17 protein-coding genes and 2 tRNA genes are annotated in these 17,830 nt (G+C 70.8%); 8 read left to right on the forward strand and 11 right to left on the reverse strand.

The genetic code is table 11. From position 1 onward, the window contains the following. Nucleotides 1-61 precede the first annotated feature (61 nt). From rsrA to ACZ7DL_RS00495, 4 genes are all read right to left on the reverse strand, one after another. Nucleotides 62-373, reverse strand: coding sequence for a mycothiol system anti-sigma-R factor (gene rsrA / locus ACZ7DL_RS00480; protein WP_470770236.1), 312 nt, complete (start codon nt 371-373; stop codon nt 62-64). Then, a complete protein-coding gene (locus ACZ7DL_RS00485) occupies nt 370-1,065 on the reverse strand; it encodes a sigma-70 family RNA polymerase sigma factor (protein WP_470771167.1) in 696 nt (231 codons plus the stop codon). Before ACZ7DL_RS00485 ends, rsrA begins: the two co-directional genes overlap by 4 nt. Before the next feature lie 256 nt (nt 1,066-1,321). Further along, the gene (locus ACZ7DL_RS00490) at nt 1,322-1,951 is read right to left on the reverse strand and encodes an alpha/beta hydrolase family protein (RefSeq protein ID WP_470770238.1); all 630 of its coding nucleotides are present in this window, start codon (nt 1,949-1,951) and stop codon (nt 1,322-1,324) included. A 1-nt stretch (nt 1,952) separates the two neighbouring features. After that, nucleotides 1,953-2,768, reverse strand: coding sequence for an SOS response-associated peptidase (locus ACZ7DL_RS00495; RefSeq protein WP_470770240.1), 816 nt, complete (start codon nt 2,766-2,768; stop codon nt 1,953-1,955). Between the two features lie 50 nt (nt 2,769-2,818). On the opposite strand from ACZ7DL_RS00495, the gene ACZ7DL_RS00500 reads away from it, so the two are divergent. From ACZ7DL_RS00500 to ACZ7DL_RS00515, 4 genes are all read left to right on the forward strand, one after another. Then, nucleotides 2,819-3,541, forward strand: coding sequence for a M50 family metallopeptidase (locus ACZ7DL_RS00500; protein ID WP_470770241.1), 723 nt, complete (start codon nt 2,819-2,821; stop codon nt 3,539-3,541). A gap of 28 nt (nt 3,542-3,569) precedes the next feature. Further along, the gene (aroA, locus tag ACZ7DL_RS00505) at nt 3,570-4,886 is read left to right on the forward strand and encodes a 3-phosphoshikimate 1-carboxyvinyltransferase (protein ID WP_470770242.1); all 1,317 of its coding nucleotides are present in this window, start codon (nt 3,570-3,572) and stop codon (nt 4,884-4,886) included. A gap of 11 nt (nt 4,887-4,897) precedes the next feature. Next, nucleotides 4,898-5,908, forward strand: a complete 1,011-nt coding sequence (rsgA, locus tag ACZ7DL_RS00510; RefSeq protein WP_470770248.1) for a ribosome small subunit-dependent GTPase A — start codon at nt 4,898-4,900, stop codon at nt 5,906-5,908. Nucleotides 5,909-5,992: 84 nt separating this feature from the next. Further along, nucleotides 5,993-6,316, forward strand: a complete 324-nt coding sequence (locus tag ACZ7DL_RS00515; protein ID WP_030657145.1) for a DMT family transporter — start codon at nt 5,993-5,995, stop codon at nt 6,314-6,316. Between the two features lie 30 nt (nt 6,317-6,346). Here ACZ7DL_RS00515 and ACZ7DL_RS00520 read toward each other — a convergent pair whose 3' ends face one another. Continuing rightward, complete coding sequence (locus ACZ7DL_RS00520; RefSeq protein ID WP_470770251.1) at nt 6,347-6,952, reverse strand: TetR/AcrR family transcriptional regulator; 606 nt, start codon at nt 6,950-6,952, stop codon at nt 6,347-6,349. Nucleotides 6,953-7,134: 182 nt separating this feature from the next. Here ACZ7DL_RS00520 and hisN point away from each other — a divergent pair, with 182 nt between their 5' ends. Together hisN and ACZ7DL_RS00530 are read left to right on the forward strand one after the other, a co-directional pair. Beyond that, a complete protein-coding gene (gene hisN, locus ACZ7DL_RS00525; RefSeq protein ID WP_470770253.1) occupies nt 7,135-7,935 on the forward strand; it encodes a histidinol-phosphatase in 801 nt (266 codons plus the stop codon). Between the two features lie 172 nt (nt 7,936-8,107). Continuing rightward, nucleotides 8,108-8,503 (forward strand): CBS domain-containing protein, encoded by a 396-nt coding sequence (locus tag ACZ7DL_RS00530; RefSeq protein WP_470770254.1) that lies wholly within the window; start codon nt 8,108-8,110, stop codon nt 8,501-8,503. A gap of 68 nt (nt 8,504-8,571) precedes the next feature. Here ACZ7DL_RS00530 and ACZ7DL_RS00535 read toward each other — a convergent pair whose 3' ends face one another. After that, nucleotides 8,572-10,026, reverse strand: a complete 1,455-nt coding sequence (locus ACZ7DL_RS00535; RefSeq protein ID WP_470770255.1) for a catalase — start codon at nt 10,024-10,026, stop codon at nt 8,572-8,574. A 145-nt stretch (nt 10,027-10,171) separates the two neighbouring features. Here ACZ7DL_RS00535 and ACZ7DL_RS00540 point away from each other — a divergent pair, with 145 nt between their 5' ends. Continuing rightward, a complete protein-coding gene (locus tag ACZ7DL_RS00540) occupies nt 10,172-10,588 on the forward strand; it encodes a Fur family transcriptional regulator (RefSeq protein ID WP_470770256.1) in 417 nt (138 codons plus the stop codon). A gap of 163 nt (nt 10,589-10,751) precedes the next feature. Here ACZ7DL_RS00540 and ACZ7DL_RS00545 read toward each other — a convergent pair. From ACZ7DL_RS00545 to ACZ7DL_RS00560, 4 genes are all read right to left on the reverse strand, one after another. Then, a tRNA-Met gene (locus tag ACZ7DL_RS00545) sits at nt 10,752-10,825 on the reverse strand. A gap of 67 nt (nt 10,826-10,892) precedes the next feature. Further along, complete coding sequence (locus tag ACZ7DL_RS00550; protein WP_470770258.1) at nt 10,893-12,704, reverse strand: tetratricopeptide repeat protein; 1,812 nt, start codon at nt 12,702-12,704, stop codon at nt 10,893-10,895. Nucleotides 12,705-12,908: 204 nt separating this feature from the next. Further along, a tRNA-Met gene (locus tag ACZ7DL_RS00555) sits at nt 12,909-12,982 on the reverse strand. A gap of 41 nt (nt 12,983-13,023) precedes the next feature. Beyond that, entirely contained in the window at nt 13,024-15,939 is a 2,916-nt protein-coding gene (locus tag ACZ7DL_RS00560) for a UPF0182 family membrane protein (RefSeq protein WP_470770260.1), read from the reverse strand. Between the two features lie 143 nt (nt 15,940-16,082). Between ACZ7DL_RS00560 and ACZ7DL_RS00565 the strand changes: the two genes are divergently transcribed. Further along, a complete protein-coding gene (locus ACZ7DL_RS00565) occupies nt 16,083-16,625 on the forward strand; it encodes a PPA1309 family protein (RefSeq protein WP_470770261.1) in 543 nt (180 codons plus the stop codon). Between the two features lie 75 nt (nt 16,626-16,700). On the opposite strand, the gene ACZ7DL_RS00570 is transcribed toward ACZ7DL_RS00565, so the two are convergent. Next, complete coding sequence (locus tag ACZ7DL_RS00570) at nt 16,701-17,798, reverse strand: YlbL family protein (RefSeq protein ID WP_470770263.1); 1,098 nt, start codon at nt 17,796-17,798, stop codon at nt 16,701-16,703. Nucleotides 17,799-17,830 lie beyond the last annotated feature (32 nt).

A 17,830-nucleotide genomic window follows, 5' to 3' on the forward strand; every position in this document is an offset into this window, starting at 1 on the left:
TCGGGGGGCGTGGGGCTTATGACCTGAGGATTAGCACGGACGGGTGATGCGACCCGGCGTGTCAGGACTCCTGGGGTGCCGCGGGGGCCTTGGTCACGTCGTGCTCCGGCACGGTGTGGCCGGAGCGGATCAGCTCGATCCGCCCCATGACCTTGGCGCGCAGGTCGGCGGGCACGTCGTCATGCCCGCAGCACCGCTTGACCAGCTTCTTCACGGCCTGCTCCAGACCGTACTTCTCCAGGCACGGCGAGCATTCCTCGAAGTGGTGCTGGAACTTGTCGCGGTCGATGTCCGGCATCTCGCTGTCGAGGAACTCGTACAGGTGGTCGAGGACCTCACTGCAGTCCGTCTCGTGCGGCTCTCCGCAGCTCATGAGCCCGAGCCTTTCGCTTCGTTCGACTCTCCGGCGCCGGCCGGGACCAGTCCGCGCTCACGGGCGTAGTCCTCCAGCATGCCGCGCAGTTGGCGGCGGCCCCGGTGCAGCCGGGACATCACCGTTCCGATGGGTGTCCCCATGATGTCCGCGATCTCCTTGTACGCAAAGCCCTCTACATCCGCGAGGTAGACGGCGATGCGGAACTCCTCGGGGATCGCCTGGAGCGCTTCCTTCACATCCGAGTCGGGCAGGTGGTCGAGCGCCTGCGACTCGGCGGAGCGCAGACCCGTCGACATGTGCGACTCGGCGCGGGCGAGCTGCCAGTCCTCGATCTCCTCCGCGGCGGAGCGCTGGGGCTCGCGCTGCTTCTTGCGGTAGGAGTTGATGAAGGTGTTGGTGAGGATCCGGTACAGCCACGCCTTCAGGTTGGTGCCCTCGCGGAACTGGTGGAAGGACGCGTACGCCTTGGCGTAGGTCTCCTGCACCAGGTCCTCGGCGTCGGCCGGGTTGCGCGTCATGCGCAGCGCGGCCGAGTACATCTGGTCGAGGTATTCGAGCGCGTCCCGCTCGAAGCGCGCACTGCGCTCGGCGCTCGTCTCGTCGGACGCGTCCGCGCTGATGCCCTGGCCCTCGGGCAGCTCCGCCTGGCCGTTGTCGGTCCCTGCGTCGGTCCCAGTGACCGGACCCACCTCCTCAAGATCCCGGGCGGGACCGAAACCGATCCCACTCGATTCGGAGGATAGAACACCACCCGTACCCGCCGCCGCTCGAATAGGAGCGGTCTTGGCCGCGTGCAGCACCGTCCAGTCCAGGTCAGTACTGCGCTGGCGGGCCGGGCAGATGGTCGAACCCATGCGGCGGACTTCCTTTCCCACGACGTCGGTGCCGAGGCCTCAGCACTTCTGTCGGCCACAACAGCGGGCCGCCGCGCAGCATTCCCGGGCGTCACCCGAGTGACGCGACCCACCCGGCGACGCCCTCGGTGATGATCTCCAGTGCCCGCTCCTGGCCGATCTGCGCACGCTTGGGCACGGCGAAGCCGTGATCGCCGTACGGCACCTCGACCAGTTCGTAGGTGCCCTCGGGAAACTCCTCCGGCCGCCCGAAGGGGTCGTTCCCGCCCTGCACGACCAGCGTCGGCACCCCGGCGCCCAGCAGCTCCTCGGCGCGGGACTTCTCGGGCTTGCCCGGCGGGTGCAGCGGGAAGCTCAGCGCGAGCACGGCGTGCGCGCCCAGCTCGGCGGCCGTGCGGCAGGCGACCCGGGCCCCGGCGCTCCGGCCGCCGGAGACCACCGGCAGCCCCGGCTTCGCCAGCGCCGGCCAGAGGCCGCGCCATCCGGTGTCCAGGGTCTTCGGGGCGGGCGCCACCTTCTTGCCGGCGACCCGCCAGGGCTGCTCGACGAGGGCGACGGTCACGCCGTGCGCGGGGAGCGCCCGGGCGAGCGCCTGGAGGTCGCGCGCCTCGATGCCGCCGCCGGCCCCGTGGCTCAGGGCCAGCACCAGCCGCGCCCGCTTCGCCGGGTGCCAGGTGATCCGGGCATCCCCGGCGTCCGTACCCACCGTTTCTTCCGTCACGTCAGAAGAGTGTGCCCTCTTCCGGTGCCTCCAGCTCCTTCAGCAGTTCCGGACCGTTGTTGCGGACGTTGCTGACGGCGGTGGAGACCGGGTAGGCGCGCATCAGGCCGGGCGGGGGCGGCGCGAGCAGGTCGCGCAGGCCCTCGGGGTCGGTGCGGGACGGGTCGAGCCAGGCGTCCCAGCGGTCCGGGGTGAGCATCAGCGGCATCCGGGGGTGGATCTCGGCGAGGGAGTGCGGACCCTCGGCGGGGGCGACCGCCAGCGGGGTCTGCTCCGCCTCGGTGGTGATCACGGAGCAGGTGACCCACCAGGCTCGCGGGTGGTCGTCGGGCAGGGTCCGGTCGCGCCAGAACTCGTACAGGCCGGCCATCGCGAAGACCGAGCCGTCGGCGGGCAGCACGAAGTACGGCTGCTTGCGCGGCCGCTTCTTCCTCCCCTCCACCTCCAACTCGCGCTCCTGCCTGCCGGTGACCCACTCGAAGTAGCCGTCGGCGGGCAGGATGCAGCGGCGGGCGGCGAAGGCCCGGCGGTAGGCGGGCTTCTCGTGGACGGTCTCCGCGCGGGCGTTGATCATCCGGGCGCCGCCCTCGGGCGTCTTGGCCCAGGACGGGACGAGGCCCCACGTGAGCTTGCGCAGCTGGCGAACCGGGCGCGGGGAGTCCGCGTCTTTCAGGGGGCGGGCGAGGACGGCGTAGACCTCCTTGGTCGGCGCCACGTTGTAGTCCGGCTCCAGAGTCTCCTCGGGCTCCCACTTCTCGACCTCGAAGATTCCTGCGAGATCCTCGGGCCTACGACTCGATGCATACCGTCCGCACATACGTGCCACACTGCCAGACTCCGTACGAGAACAGGGGGCCACGCAGACATATGGCCAGCCTCGCCGCCACCGCCCTGCCCGACATCTGGGACCGGCTCACCGGCACCCAGCCCGACCCCGATCTGTGGGTGGTCCTCACCACGCTGGCCGCCGGGCTCGCCGTGGTCGTCCCGCAGACGCTGTGGCGGATATCCCGCAACGCGATCACCATCGCGCACGAGGGCGGCCACGGCCTGGTCGCCCTGCTCACCGGCCGGCAGCTCACCGGCATCCGGCTGCACTCCGACACCAGCGGGCTCACCGTGAGCCGGGGCAAGCCGTACGGACTGGGCATGATCCTGACGGCCGCCGCGGGCTACACGGCCCCCTCGCTGCTGGGCCTCGGCGGGGCGGCGCTGCTGGCCGTGGGCCGCATCACGCTGCTGCTGTGGGTGGCGACGGCGCTGCTGGTGGCGATGCTGGTGATGATCCGCAACGCGTACGGCGTGCTGACCGTGGTCCTCGCGGGCGGTGCGTTCCTGCTGGTGTCCTGGCTGGCGGGGCCGCAGGTGCAGGCGGCGTTCGCGTACGCGGTGGTGTGGTTCCTGCTGGTCGGCGGGGTGCGGCCGGCGTTCGAGCTCCAGGCCAAGCGGTCCGGAGGAGGCGCGGGTGACTCCGACGCGGACCAGCTGTCGAGGCTGACGCACGTCCCGGCGGGGCTGTGGCTGTTCCTGTTCCACGCGGTGTCCCTGTGTTCGCTCATCGGCGGGGGCCGCTGGCTGCTGGAAGGTTGATACCGAGCCCTCCTTATAAAGTGGCCCCATGGCCCCGAACACCTCCTCCACCGCCCTCTGGCCCGCCCCGCACGCGAGCGGGGCCGTCGACGCGACGGTCCACGTGCCGGGGTCCAAGTCGGTCACCAACCGCGCCCTGGTCCTCGCGGCCCTGGCCTCCGAGCCCGGCTGGCTGCGCCGCCCGCTGCGGTCCCGCGACACGCTGCTGATGGCGGGCGCCCTGCGCGCGATGGGCGTGGAGATCGAGGAGGGGGTCGGCCCCGACGGCACCGGCGAGGCGTGGCGGGTGCTGCCGAACGGTCTGCGCGGCCCGGCCACCGTCGACGTCGGCAACGCGGGCACGGTGATGCGGTTCCTGCCGCCGGTGGCCGCGCTGGCCGACGGTCCGATCCGGTTCGACGGGGACCCCAGGTCGTACGAGCGTCCCCTCAACGGTGTGATCGACGCGCTGCGGGCACTCGGTGCCCGGATCGACGACGACGGCCGGGGAGCGCTGCCGCTGACCGTGCACGGCGGCGGTGCCCTGGACGGCGGCCCGGTGTCGATCGACGCCTCCTCGTCCTCCCAGTTCGTCTCGGCGCTGCTGCTGTCCGGGCCGCGTTTCAACCAGGGCGTCGAGGTCCGGCACACCGGCGCGTCCCTGCCCTCGATGCCGCACATCCGGATGACGGTGGACATGCTGCGCGCGGTCGGGGCCCAGGTGGACACCCCGGAGTCGGGCGGCGAGCCGAACGTGTGGCGGGTGACGCCGGGCGCGCTGCTCGGCCGGGACCTGACGATCGAGCCGGATCTTTCCAACGCGCAGCCGTTCCTGGCGGCGGCCCTGGTCACCGGCGGCAAGGTGCTGATCCCGGACTGGCCGGCCCGCACCACCCAGCCGGGTGACCGGCTGCGGGAGATCTTCACCGAGATGGGCGGTTCCTGCGAACTCACCGACTACGGGCTGGTGTTCACCGGTTCGGGTGCGATCCACGGCATCGACGTGGACCTGAGCGACGTGGGTGAGCTGACCCCGGGCATCGCGGCGGTCGCCGCGCTCGCCGACTCGCCGTCCACCCTGCGGGGCGTGGCCCATCTGCGGCTGCACGAGACGGACCGGCTGGCCGCGCTCACCAAGGAGATCAACGAGCTGGGCGGTGATGTCACGGAGACGGCCGACGGCCTGCACATCCGGCCGCGCCCGCTGCACGGCGGGGTCTTCCACACCTACGAGGACCACCGCATGGCGACCGCCGGCGCGGTCATCGGCCTGGCCGTGGAGGGAGTGCGCATCGAGAACGTGGCGACGACCGCGAAGACCCTGCCGGACTTCCCCGAGCTCTGGGCCGGGATGCTCGGGCAGTAGGGACGTACGCCATGCGCCGCTACGGCAAGCACACCGACGAGGACGACATCCGCAGCCGCCCCAACCGCAAGGGCAACCGGCCGCGGACGAACATCCGGCCCAAGCACGAGGACGCGGCCGAGGGCATGGTCCTCACCGTCGACCGCGGACGGCTGACGTGCCTGGTGGAGGACCGGGCCGTCCTGGCGATGAAGGCCCGCGAGCTGGGCCGCAAGGCCGCCGTGGTCGGCGACCGGGTGGCGCTGGTCGGTGATCTGTCCGGCAAGAAGGACACCCTCGCGCGGATCGTCCGCATCGCGGAGCGGACGTCGGTGCTGCGCCGTACCGCCGACGACGACGATCCGTACGAGCGGGTGGTGGTCGCCAACGCCGACCAGCTGGCGATCGTGACGGCTCTGGCCGACCCGGAGCCCCGCCCCCGGCTGATCGACCGCTGTCTGGTCGCGGCCTTCGACGGCGGTCTGGAGCCGCTGCTGGTGCTGACCAAGTCGGACCTGTGCCCGCCGGACAAGCTGCTGGAGCTGTACGGCGACCTGGACATCCCGTACGTGGTGACGAGCCGGGAGGAACTGGAGAACGGCACCGCGGTGGCCCGGGTGCGAGAGCAGCTGGACGGTAAGGTCACGGCGTTCGTCGGGCACTCCGGCGTGGGCAAGACGACCCTGGTCAACGCACTGGTACCGCAGGATCAGCGCCGTACGACGGGCCATGTCAACGCGGTGACGGGACGTGGCCGGCACACCACCACCTCGGCGCTCGCGCTGCCGCTGTCGGGCGGCGCCGGCTGGGTCGTCGACACCCCGGGCGTACGCTCCTTCGGCCTGCACCACGTGGACCCGTCCCGGGTCATCCACGCCTTCCCGGATCTGGAACCGGGCACGGAGGGCTGCCCGCGCGCGTGCAGTCACGACGAGCCGGACTGCGCGCTGGACGCGTGGGTGGAGAAGGGCAACGCGGATCCGGCGCGGTTGTACTCGCTGCGCCGGCTGCTGTCGACTCGGGAGCGCACGGAAGGCGACTGAGCCTCGCGTTGTTTGCCGGGGCGTGAGTCCGGTAAGTGCATAATCGCACCGAGCCGGAGATCCGGACCAACGGGAGGACCGTACATGGCGTGGCTGCTGGTCATAGTGGCCGGGATTCTGGAGACCGGTTTCGCCGTGTGCCTGAAGCTCTCGCACGGGTTCACCCGGCTGTGGCCGACGATCGCCTTCGCCTCGTTCGCGCTGGGCAGCTTCGGCCTGCTGACCCTGTCCCTGAAGAAGCTGGACGTCGGCCCGGCCTACGCCGTGTGGACCGGCATCGGTGCGGCGGGCACCGCGATCTACGGCATGGTCTTCCTGGGCGACCTGGTCTCGACCCTGAAGATCGTCTCGATCAGCCTGGTGATCATCGGGGTCATCGGGCTCCAGTTGTCGGGGTCGGCGCACTAGGCGGAAACGCGGCGGGCGGCGCCGTACCGCTCACACCAGGTGGCGTGGGAGCACCGCGCGCACCAGCTCGGCGATGCCGCCCTCGCCGGGCGGGGCCGCCACGCAGGACAGGGCGAGGCGTACGACCAGTTCGCAGGAGCGGAGCAGTTCGGCGGTGTCGGCCGGGCCGGCACCGGGACCGGCCAGCGCGGTCGCCGCGCGGTCCCGGACGATCCGCACGAAGTCGCGGGGCGCCGGCAGCGGCCCGTCCGCCCGGCGCTGCGCCGGCACCGCGGAGGCGGAGGGTACGGCGGTGAGCGGCGGGGCGGGCAGCCACTCGCTCCAGCAGCCGGTGAGCATGGCCTTGACCAAGGTGTTGTCCCGGGCGGCGGCGGCCGTCCACTCGGCGGTCGCGGTGAGCCGGTCCCCCGGCCCGGCGGCGCCGGCGAGGGCCCGCTCGACGCCGGCGAGGTAACCGTCGGCCTCCCGCCGCACCAGCGCCCGGGCCAGTCCGTCCTTGCTGCCGAACTCGTTGTACAGCGTCTGCCGGGACACCCCGGCCGACGCCGCCACGTCGACCATCCGCACCGCGGACCACGGCCGGCGCGCGAGCGCCGTGTACGCGGCGTCCAACAGCGATTCCCGGGCAGCAGACATCCTCGCCTCCCTGCGCACGGCGACACTGCGCCCAGATTTGACGCGCTTGTATGCACTGTCAAGGGTTCGCGGCAGTCGTACCCCGCCCGGACCCCGCCGGCCCCCGCGCCCGCCGGCCCCCGCGCCCGCCGGCCCCCGTGCCCGCTGGCCCCCGTGCCCGCCGGACGGATACCGTTCCTCACATGCCGGACTACCTCGACGACCTCCGTCTCGCCCACGTTCTCGCGGACGCGGCCGACGCCGCCACCATGGACCGCTTCAAGGCCCTCGACCTGAAGGTGGAGACGAAGCCGGACATGACCCCGGTGAGCGAAGCGGACAAGGCGGCGGAAGAGCTCATCCGCGGCCAGCTCCAGCGCGCCCGTCCGAGGGACGCCGTCCTCGGCGAGGAGTACGGCGTCGAGGGCAGCGGCCCGCGCCGCTGGGTGGTCGATCCGATCGACGGCACCAAGAACTACGTCCGCGGTGTCCCGGTGTGGGCGACGCTCATCGCCCTGATGGAGGCGGGTGAGGGGGGCTACGAGCCCGTCGTCGGTCTCGTCTCCGCTCCCGCCCTCGGCCGCCGCTGGTGGGCCGCGAAGGGCCACGGCGCCTTCACCGGCCGCAACCTCACCTCCGCGAGCCGTATCCACGTCTCCCGGGTCGGCGAGCTCGCGGACGCCTCCTTCGCCTACTCCTCGCTCTCCGGCTGGGAGGAGCAGGGCCGGCTGGACGGCTTCCTGGACCTGACCCGCCAGGTGTGGCGCACGCGCGCGTACGGCGACTTCTGGCCGTACATGATGGTCGCGGAGGGCTCCGTGGACATCTGCGCCGAGCCGGAGCTGTCGCTGTGGGACATGGCCGCCAACGCGATCATCGTCACCGAGGCGGGCGGCACCTTCACCGGCCTCGACGGCCGTCCGGGCCCGCACAGCGGTAACGCGGCGGCGTCCAACGGCCTGCTCCACGACGAGCTGCTGGGGTATCTCGACCAGCGCCGCTGAGCCGCGGCGGACGCCCGGGCACGCCCTCAACTGACCTCGCGCGCCCCCTTGTTGACCTCCGCTTTACCTGGCACTCTGAGGCCACCCCCACTTGTGAACTTGTGCAGCGCCGAACAGGCGCCTCCGGCGCCGGGCTGAACGCACTCAGGGGTTCCTAGGAGGTGGCCCTTTCATGCTCGTCCGTGACGCCATGAGCACGGTGATACTCACCCTCGGCCCCGCTCACACCCTCCGCCAGGCGGCCGCCCTCATGTCGGCCCGCCGCGTCGGCGCCGCCGTGGTCCTCGACCCGGACGCCGGCGGCATCGGCATCCTCACCGAACGCGACATCCTCAACTGCATCGGCCTCGGCCAGAACCCGGACACGGAACCCACCCACGCCCACACCACCACAGACGTCGTCTTCGCCGCCCCGACCTGGACCCTGGAGCGGGCGGCGTGCGCCATGGCGCACGGCGGCTTCCGCCACCTGGTCGTCCTCGACCGCGGCGAGGTGGCCGGAATCGTCTCGGTCCGCGACATCATCCGCTGCTGGGTCCCGGCCCGGGAACCCGCGCCGGTGCCCTGAGCACGCGAAGCGGGCCGGACCCCAGAGCACCGCGGGGTCCGGCCCGCCCAGCCGCGGACGCGGCCGGCTCAGCCGCGCAGCGCCCGCACCGCCGCCTCCAGCCGCTTGCCGAAGTCGGCGTCGGCACTCGCGAAGTTACCGATCGCCCGCTCGACGATGTCCTCGCGCGAGACCGGCGCGAGGGCGCCCGCCAGGTTGGCGACCAGCCGCTCCTTCTCGTCCTGAGACATCAGCCGGTAGAGGTTGCCCGCCTGCACGAAGTCGTCGTCCTCGGCGTGCACCGGGGTCGGGTGGTCGCCGGTGCCGGCCGTGAAGCCGTCGAACGGCTGCCACAGCGGGCGGCCGGTCTGCTGCGGCCCGCCGAAGCTGTTCGGCTCGTAGTTCTTCGCGCCGCCGTGCCGGCCGTCGTAGAGGAAGCCGTCGCGCGCGTTGGTGCGCGCCTCGGTCGCGTGCGGGCGGTTCACCGGCAGGTGGTCGGCGTTGATGCCGACGCGGTAGCGGTGGGCGTCGCCGTACGCGAAGAGCCGGCCCTGGAGCATCTTGTCCGGGGACGGGCCGATGCCGGGCACGAAGTGCGCCGGGGAGAAGATCGACTGCTCGACCTCGGCGAAGACGTTCCGCGGGTTGCGGTTCAGCTCCAGCCTGCCGATCTCGATGACCGGGTAGTCGGCGTGCGGCCACACCTTGGTCAGGTCGAACGGGTTGAAGCGGTACGTCGCCGCGTCCGCCGCCGGCATGATCTGAACGCCCACGGTCCAGCTCGGGAACTCGCCGCGCTCGATCGCCTCGCGCAGGTCTCGCTGGTGGGAGTCGGGGTCCTTGCCCGCGAGGACCTCGGCCTCCTCGGCGGTGAGGTTCCTGATCCCCTGGTCGGTCTTGAAGTGGTACTTGACCCAGAAGACCTCGCCGGTCTCGTTGGCCCACTGGAAGGTGTGCGAGCCGAAGCCGTCCATGTGCCGGTACGAGGCCGGGATGCCGCGGTCGCCGAACAGCCAGGTCACCTGGTGGGTCGACTCCGGCGACAGCGACCAGAAGTCCCACACGTTGTCGGCTTCCGTGCTGCCGGTGTACGGGTCGCGCTTCTGGGTGTGGATGAAGTCCGGGAACTTGATCGCGTCCCGGATGAAGAAGACCGGGGTGTTGTTGCCGACGAGGTCGTAGTTGCCCTCCTCGGTGTAGAACTTCAGCGCGAAACCGCGTGGGTCCCGGACGGCGTCGGCCGCGCCGAGATTGCCGGCCACGGTCGAGAACCGCAGGAAGACCTCGGTCTCCTTGCCGACCTCGGAGAGGAAGGCGGCCCGCGTGTACGGCGTGACGTCGGCGGTCACCGTGAAGGTGCCGTAGGCGCCGGCGCCGCGGGCATGCACCACGCGCTCCGGGATGCGCTCCCGGTTGAAGTGGGCCAGCTTCTCCAGCAGCAGCTGGTCCTGGACGAGGACCGGACCGCCGACGCCCGCCGTCTCGCTGTTCTGGTTGTCGGCGACCGGAGCACCGGCCTCCGTGGTGAGCGGTCCCTGCGTCACGTGCGCCTCCTGCGTCATCACTGACCAAACCTGTCCTGTGGCCAAAGCCATGATTGATCCTACAATAGACTTTGTCTAAGTCAAACAGAGGTCTAAAGTCACACCTATTCCCGACCTGGTCCGCCTTCCTGTTAGGCTGGTGGCCATGAGCGACCTTCTGGAACGGCTGCGTGGACGCGGATGGCGGATGACCGCGCAGCGGCGCGTGGTGGCCGAGGTCCTGAACGGCGAGCACGTCCATCTGACGGCCGACGAGGTCCATGCGCGGGCCGTCGCGAAGCTGCCCGAGATCTCCCGGGCGACCGTCTACAACACGCTGGGCGAGCTGGTCTCCCTCGGCGAGGTGCTCGAGGTCACCACGGACAAGCGCGCCAAGCGGTACGACCCGAACGCCCACCGGCCGCACCATCACCTGGTCTGCGCCCGGTGCGGCGCGATCCGCGACGTCCACCCGACGGGCAACCCCCTCGCCGACCTCCCCGACTCCGAGCGCTTCGGCTTCACGGTGTCGGACGTCGAGGTGACCTACCGGGGCGTGTGCCCGAACTGCGCGAGCGCGTAGCCACCCGCTTCCGAAGAGCCCCGGCATCCGCCGGGGCTCTTCGCATAGGGGTGGCGCCAGGCTCTTCACCTCGGGACGCCGAGGCTCTTCGCGTCTGCACGTATGCGAAAAACGAAAAAACCGAGGGCCGGAATCCTTCTGGATTCCGGCCCTCGGCCTTCAGTAGCGGGGACAGGATTTGAACCTGCGACCTCTGGGTTATGAGCCCAGCGAGCTACCGAGCTGCTCCACCCCGCGTCGGTGAACACGACACTACGTGACTCCGGCGCCGGGATGCAAATCGCTTAGCGGTGAGTGGTCCGGGTCACGCCGACAGTTCCTCCCGCAGGGCGTCCCGCAGCCGCCCCGCTCGCTCCGCCACCTCCGCCGGCCCCAGCACCACCGCCCGGTCGGCCCACCGCTGCCCCTCCGCCAGCTCGCCGCGACGCGCGTAGACCAGGGCCAGCCGCAGCGCCGCCCGGCCATGGCCGGCGTCGGCGGCCCGGGCCCACCACACCGCCGCCTCCGGCTCGCTCCCCTCGCGGGCGAGCAGCAGCCCCAGATTGAAGGCGCCGTTGCGGGACCCGGCCTCGGCCGCCGCCCGGTACCACCGCGCCGCCTCCACCACGTCACCGCGGGCCGCCGCGAGCATCCCGACCCGCACCTGCGCCCGCCGGTGCCCCTGCGAGGCGGCACGCTCGTACCACTCCTCGCACTCGGTCTTCTCCTGCACGATCTCCCCCAGCTCGTGCGCGGGCTCCGGCGGCCGGCGCGCGTCGAGCAGGGTGGCCAGCCGGTATGCGCCCTCCGCGCTGCCGCCGCCCGCCGCACAGCGCAGGTGGCGTTCGGCCTCCCGCTCGTCGCCCTCGCGCAGCCGGGCGATCCCGACCTGGAGCGCGGCCTCGGCGTGCCCGGCGGCGGCCGCCCGCTCGTACCAGCGCAGTGCCGTCTCGTCCTCGCCGCGTCCGGCGTAGAGGATGCCGAGGTTGAACGCCGCGTCCACGCTCCCCGCCTCGGCGGCCTTGGAGAACCACGGCTCGGCCCCGGTCGTGTCGCCGCCCTGGAGCAGCAGGATGGCCAGCGCGTTCGCGGCCTCCCGGTGCCCGGCGTAGGCGGCCCGCCGGTACCACTGCTCGGCCTGCGCGGTGCGGCCCTGTTCGGCGCAGAGCAGGCCGAGGTTGTAGGCGCCGTTGTCGTCGCCGGCGTCCAGCGCGGCCCGGTACCAGCGCTCGGCGGTCTGGGTCTCGCCGCGCTCGGCGTGCAGCGCACCCAGCGCGTTGGCCGCGTTGCCGTCGCCGTCCTGCGCGGCACGGAGCCACCACACGGCCGCGCTCTCGGTGTCGCCGGCGTCGCGCAGCAGGAAGCCCAGCGCGCAGGCGGCCCGCGCCTCGCCGTCCTTGGCGGAGGTCAGATACCAGCGCCCGGCCTCCTTCAACTCCCCGCGCTTCTCCAGGATCGCCCCGAGCTGGAGTGCGGCCCGCCGGTGGCCGCGCGCGGCGGCCTGCCGGTACCACTGCTCGGCCTCCGCGACAGCGTTGTCGGGCGCGGTCTCGTCCCCGGGCCCGTCCTTGCGGTCGAGCCTGCGCGCCAGCCGGTAGGCGGCCTCCCGGTGCCCGCGCTCGGCGGCGGCCCGCAGCCAGTGCTCGGCGCCGACGTCCCCGCGGTGTTCGAGCAGATCGGCGAGCGCGTAGGCGCCGAGGACATGGCCCTGCTCGGCGGACTGGCGCAGCCAGTACTCGGCGGCCGGCTCGTCCCCGCGCTCGCGGTGGTAGCGGCCGAGCGCGTGCGCGGCGGCCGCGGAACCGGCCACGGCGGCGATCCGCCACCAGCCGGCCGCCTCCTCGGCGTAGCCGCGCTGGTGCAGCAGGACCCCCAGGTTGTTGGCGGCGGCCCGGTCGCCGGCCGCGGTGGCGGCCCGCAGATGGGGTTCGGCTCCGTCGAGGTCGCCGCGGCGCAGCAGCATGGCTCCGAGGACGCTCGCCGCCTCGGCGTCACCGCTCTGCGCGGCGAGCGCGAGGCGCGTCTCCTCGGCGGCATCCCCCATGTCCACCATTTCGTCGCGGGCCGGCTCTGTACCGGAAGGCTGCACAAATCGCCCTGTCTCGAACAGAGTTGCCTTGTCCCCCATAACGTCCATCGTCGCACCACCTGCAACCTGGGTACACCCGGTATACCGCAGCCCGTGAGGTCACTTCAGCGTTTTGTCGACATGCCCACAGGGAGACAAGTCAAACACACACCGCCCAACTCCCCACGGCGGCGCGGCCGTCCCTCCCTCCAGCACATGAGTTCGCACACCACGAAGGCCCGGATCCTGTCGGATCCGGGCCTTCGACTTCAGTAGCGGGGACAGGATTTGAACCTGCGACCTCTGGGTTATGAGCCCAGCGAGCTACCGAGCTGCTCCACCCCGCGCCGTTGCACGTCAACCGTACCACGGCGCGGGAGGGGCTTGATCAACTGCCGTTCTTCCCGTTGGTCTTCTCGCCGGTCTTCTCGGCCTTGGACTGGGCTTCCTCGGCCCGCTTCAGCGCGTCCTGGAGATCCTTCTGCGCCTTGGCGTAGGCGTCCCAGTCCGGGCCGTCCTTCAGCGCCTGCTGACCGGCGTCGAATGCCTTCTGGGCGTCCTCCAGCGCCTGCTTGACCGTCGGGTTGCCGGTACTGGGCGGGTTGGTGGTGCCGGTGTCCGGTGGCGTGGTGGTCGGACTCTTCGTACCGAAGACCTTGTCGAGCGCCTCGCCCAGCGTGTTCTCGAAGGCGGTCTCGCCCTCGTAGGTGACCAACACCTTGCGCAGCAGCGGGTACTTCAGTCCACCGCCGCGTACGTAGACGGGCTCCACGTAGAGCAGTCCCCCGTCCAGGGGCACGGTCAGCAGGTTGCCGTACTCGATGTCGGAGTCACCGCCCTTGAGGAGTTTGATCGCGGCGGCGATGTCCTGTTCGGAGTTGAACTTGCTCTGTACCTGTTTGGGTCCGTCGACCGTCGTACTGGTCGGCAGTTTCAGGATTCTGATCTTGCCGTAGTCACCGGTGCCCGCCTCCGCGTCGACGGTCATGAACGCGCTCAGGTTGTCCCGCCCGTTGGGCGTGAACGTCGTCGACAGCGAGAACGCCTGCTTCGTCTGGTCCGGCATCTTCATGCTCAGGTAGTACGGCGGCACCGCGTTGCCCGACTTGTTGGTCGGGTCGTCCGGCACCTGCCACACCTCGCTGCCGGTGAGGAAGGTCTCGGCGTCCGTCACGTGGTAGCGGGTGAGCAGCTCACGCTGGACCTTGAACAGGTCCTGCGGGTACCGCAGATGCTCCATCAGCTCCGCGGAGATCGCACTCCTCGGCTGCACCGTGTCCGGGAACGCCTTCATCCAGGTCTTCAGCACCGGGTCCTTGGTGTCCCACTCGTAGAGCTTGACCTCGCCGGTGTACGCGTCGACGGTCGCCTTCACCGAGTTGCGGATGTAGTTGACCTGGTTCTGCTGGGCCACCACCGCGCGCGAGTCGTTCGTCGCGGTCAGCGAGTCGGCCGTCGTGTCACCGAGGGTGGTACGGGACGCGTAGGGGTAGCCGTTGGTGGTCGTGTAGGCGTCGACGATCCACTCGATACGGTGGTTCACGACCGCCGGGTAGGCGTCGCCGTCGATGGTCAGCCAGGGGGCGACCGCCTCCACGCGCTCCTTGGGCGTGCGGTTGTACAGGATCCGCGAGCCCTTGCCGATCGCGCCCGAGTAGAGGATCTGCGGCTCGTTGAACGCCACCGCGTACGCGGCCCGGTTGACCGGGTTGTCGAGGTTGACCCCGCTCTTGCCCTCGTAACTGGTGGTCTTCTCACGGTCGTTGTCGGAGTAGTCGATCTCCTTCTGGGGACCGCCGACGATCGAGTAGGTGGTGGTCTTCTCGCCGTAGTAGATCTGCTGCTGGTACGTGCCGAGGTCGCCCCGGGACGGCAGGTCGTACTCCGTGAAGACCGGCTCGCCGTCCTTCGCCTCGGTGCCCTTGGCGGCGACCACGCCGTAGCCGTGCGTGTAGCGGAAGTGGTCGTTGATCCAGTTGTTCTTCGGGACACCGTCCAGGTTCAGCTCACGCAGCCCGAGGACCGTGTCCTGCTCCTTGCCGTCCTTGGTGGGGTACCGGTCGACGTCCAGGTTGGTCGGGAAGCCGTAGTAGTTCTTCATCTGCTGGAGCTGCTGGAACGTCGGCGAGACGATGTTCGGGTCCATGATCCGGATGCTCGCCGCGTCGTTCGCGTCACTGCGCAGACTGGTCTTGTCCGAGGTCGTGGACTGGCCCGAGTACGCGGTGACCTTGGCGTCGTCGATGCCGTACGCCTCGCGCGTCGCCTTCAGGTTCTTCTGGACGTACGGCGCTTCCTTGGCCTGCTCGTTGGGCTGGACCTGGAATTTCTGCACGATGGCCGGGTACAGGCCGCCGATGAGGATCGCCGACAGGACCATCAGGCCGAAGCCGATGACCGGCAGCTGCCAGGTGCGCCGCCACAGGGTGCCGAAGAACAGCAGCGCGCAGATGACGGCGATGCAGAACAGGATCGTCTTGGCCGGCAGATAGGCGTTGGCGTCGACGTAGCGCAGGCCGGTCCAGTTGTCCGTCGCCTTGAAGTCGCTGGACTTCACCGCGAGGCCGTACCGGTCCAGCCAGTACGCGACCGCCTTCAGGGCGACGAAGATGCCGAGCAGCACCGACAGGTGACCGGTCGCGGCGGCGGTGGCGCGCGCGCCCGGACTGGTGACGCGCAGCCCGCCGTACAGGTAGTGGGTGAGCGCGGCGGCGATCAGGCACAGGATGGCGGCGGCGAAGCCGAAGCCCAGCAGGAAGCGGTACCAGGGCAGATCGAAGGCGTAGAAGGAGACGTCGAGGTGGAACTGCGGGTCCTTCTGGTGGAAGGGCACGCCGTTCACCCACATCAGCCACGTCCGCCACTGGCCCGACGCCGAGGCGCCCGCGATCAGCCCGACCAGGGAGGTGACGGCGAGCAGCAGCCACGTCTTGTACGGCGCGATGCCCATCCGGTAGCGGTCGAGGCTCTGCTGCTCCATCGACATGGCGCTGAGCGGGGGCCGCAACCGGTGCGCGAGCCAGATGTTGAAGCCCACCGCGACCGCCATCAGCAGGCCGAAGACGAAGAACAGGCCGATCTTGGTCGACAGGGTGGTGGTGAACACCGAGGAGTAGTGCACCGACCGGTACCACAGCCAGTCCGTCCAGAAGCCCGCGAACATGGTGAACGCCATGCCGAGGACGGCCAGCACCCCCAGTGTCACGAGCAGGGCCCTGACCCGCCGGGACGGGCGGCCCGCTCTGATCCGTGGCCCCGTCGGGCCTCCGCCGCGGTCCGGCATCTGGAAAGCCAAGGTGCGCACCTCGAAGTTCGCTGTCGATCCGTCAGACCCTCGGGTTCGCGGGCCCGCCGTGGCCCCCCGTGATCGCGGGCCCACACCTATGCAACTTACTCACGGTTTACTCGGTTCCCGATTCCGGCCGGTAACGAGGCAGGATTGTGACCATGTCCAACACTCCCATGGCAGCGAGCCCGCTCACCCGGGCCGTACTCGAGATCGACGAGTACGCCTCCGGCCTCGGCTGGGACCAGCCCGCTCGCCTCTTCGCCCTTGTAGACACCGCACGGCTGCGGGCTCAGGAACCTTCGCTCGCGGCTCAGCTGGGCCTCGAGGACGAGTCCGAGACCGTCGGTCTCACCCCGATCGAGCAGGACGAGATCCCGTCCGGAAAGCCGCTGGACGAGTTCCTCGCCACCATCGCCTGGCCCGACGCCGTGACCGGCTGCGCGCTCACCGTCGAGCGCCTGATGCTGCCGCCGTCGGCCGAGGCGCAGGTCCCGTCCGGCCTGGACGAGGCCGGTCTGTCCACGTGGGTCGCGCAGCACCCCGAGCGCCAGGAGGTGCGGATGACGGTGGCCGTGCTGCGCGACGGCAGCCGCGAGTCGGCGCTGCGGCTGCGCGAGAAGGACTCCCCGACGGAGGTCCTGACCGGCCCCGACCTGGTGCCGGGCCTGGCGGACGCCCTGGCGGCGACGTTCGCCGACTGAGCCGCTCCGCCGCGGTACGGCGATGGGGGCGCCCCTGGTGTTCAGGGAGCGCCCCCAGCCGTTGTCAGGGGCCGCTCAGCCCTTGGTGGTGCACTTCGGCAGATCGGCGGTGTCCCCGCTGCGGATGTCCTTCAGCGCGTCGAGCGCGTCGCCGATGGCCTTGACCTTGACCAGGGTGAGCCCGTCCGGGGTGTCCTTGGCGGCTGCCGCGCAGTTGTCGGCGGGCGTCAGGAAGTACCGCGCGCCCTTGCTGCGCGCGCCGACGGTCTTCATCTCGACGCCGCCGATCGGGCCGACCGTGCCGTCGTCGTCGATGGTGCCGGTGCCGGCGACGAACGTGCCGCCGGTGAGATTGCCCGGGGTGAGCTTGTCGTAGATGCCGAGCGCGAACATCAGACCGGCGCTGGGCCCGCCGACGTCGGCGAGCTTGATGTCGATGGTGAACGGGAAGGTGTGGTCGGTCCCGGCGGAGATCCCGACGATGGCGCGCTTGGCCCCGCCGTCGGCGGAGGTCGAGGTCGTGATGGTGACGTCCTGCGTCCTGGCCGCCGTCCTGTGCGCCTTCTCCGCGGCGGCCTGGTCCTTGGCCGGGACGACGGTGAAGACGACCTGCTGGCCCGGCTTGTGCTTGGTGACCAGCTTGGCGACGTCGGCCGGCTGCTTCACCGCCGTACCGTCGACGGACTTGATCACGTCACCGGCGTGCAGCTTGCCCTCGGCCGGGGAGTCCTTGACGACGGTGGAGACGATCACCCAGGACTTCACCGGGACGCCCAGTTCCTCCAGGGCGGCGACCTTGGCGCTCTCCTGGGACTGGCTGAACTCCTCGGCGTTCTCCTGGGTGGACTGCTCCTCCGTCTTGCCGTCCGGGTAGAGCGTGTCGTGCGGGACGATCTTGCTGTCGTGCGCCAGCCAGCCGTAGACCGCCTCCACCAGGTTCATCCGGAAGTCCGCACTGGTGACGCGGACGGTGGTCATGTTCAGATGGCCGTCCGTCGGATACGTCTTGTGCCCGGAGATCTGGAGCACCGGCTCGCCGTCGTGCTCCCCGAGCGTGTTCACCGTCGGGCCCGGAGACATCTCCGAGTACGGCACGGGGATGAGTACTCCCGCGCACAGGAGCGCGATCAGCATCAGGGTCGAGGCGAGCATCGTCGCAGTGCGGCGTGGCATGCCACGACAGTACGGGACGCCTCTGTCAGCGC

The organism is Streptomyces sp. NPDC036984 (genome assembly GCF_055607665.1).